This is a genomic window from Priestia sp. YIM B13551, assembly GCF_042787905.1.
Lineage (GTDB): Bacteria > Bacillota > Bacilli > Bacillales > Bacillaceae_H > Priestia.
On record NZ_JBHZOX010000033.1, the window covers coordinates 1,784 to 3,031 of the forward strand.

Consider the following 1,248-nt stretch of genomic DNA (forward strand, 5'->3'; position numbering starts at 1 on the left):
TCAAAGATGTCAATCCACAGCTTCGGTGATACGTTTAGCCCCGGTACATTTTCGGCGCAGAGTCACTCGACCAGTGAGCTATTACGCACTCTTTAAATGGTGGCTGCTTCTAAGCCAACATCCTGGTTGTCTAAGCAACTCCACATCCTTTTCCACTTAACGTATACTTGGGGACCTTAGCTGGTGGTCTGGGCTGTTTCCCTTTTGACTACGGATCTTATCACTCGCAGTCTGACTCCCATGGATAAGTCTTTGGCATTCGGAGTTTGACTGAATTCGGTAACCCGTTGGGGGCCCCTAGTCCAATCAGTGCTCTACCTCCAAGACTCTTACAACATGAGGCTAGCCCTAAAGCTATTTCGGAGAGAACCAGCTATCTCCAGGTTCGATTGGAATTTCTCCGCTACCCACACCTCATCCCCGCACTTTTCAACGTGCGTGGGTTCGGGCCTCCATTCAGTGTTACCTGAACTTCACCCTGGACATGGGTAGATCACCTGGTTTCGGGTCTACAACCACATACTAAACGCCCTATTCAGACTCGCTTTCGCTACGGCTCCGCCTTATCAGCTTAACCTTGCATGGGATCGTAACTCGCCGGTTCATTCTACAAAAGGCACGCCATCACCCGTTAACGGGCTCTGACTACTTGTAGGCACACGGTTTCAGGATCTCTTTCACTCCCCTTCCGGGGTGCTTTTCACCTTTCCCTCACGGTACTGGTTCACTATCGGTCACTAGGTAGTATTTAGCCTTGGGAGATGGTCCTCCCAGCTTCCGACGGAATTTCACGTGTTCCGCCGTACTCAGGATCCACTCAAGAGGGAACGAAGTTTCAACTACAGGGTTGTTACCTTCTTCGACGGACCTTTCCAGGTCGCTTCATTTACTTCGTTCCTTTGTAACTCCGTATAGAGTGTCCTACAACCCCAAGAGGCAAGCCTCTTGGTTTGGGCTAATTCCGTTTCGCTCGCCGCTACTCAGGAAATCGCATTTGCTTTCTCTTCCTCCGGGTACTTAGATGTTTCAGTTCCCCGGGTCTGCCTTCAATATCCTATGTATTCAGATAAAGATACTGTTCCATTACGAACAGTGGGTTTCCCCATTCGGAAATCTCCGGATCAAAGCTCACTTACAGCTCCCCGAAGCATATCGGTGTTAGTCCCGTCCTTCATCGGCTCCTAGTGCCAAGGCATTCACCGTGCGCCCTTTCTAACTTAACCATTAGCGAATAAATGGTACAACATA

The 1,248-nt window shown here is 49.7% G+C and carries 1 rRNA gene (running past one end of the window); it reads right to left on the reverse strand.

Annotation, left to right across the window (positions count from 1 at the left end):
* Positions 1 to 1,223, reverse strand: a 23S ribosomal RNA gene (locus ACFX4N_RS30990); it reaches 1,778 nt to the left of the window's first position.
* Between the last annotated feature and the right edge of the window lie 25 nt (positions 1,224 to 1,248).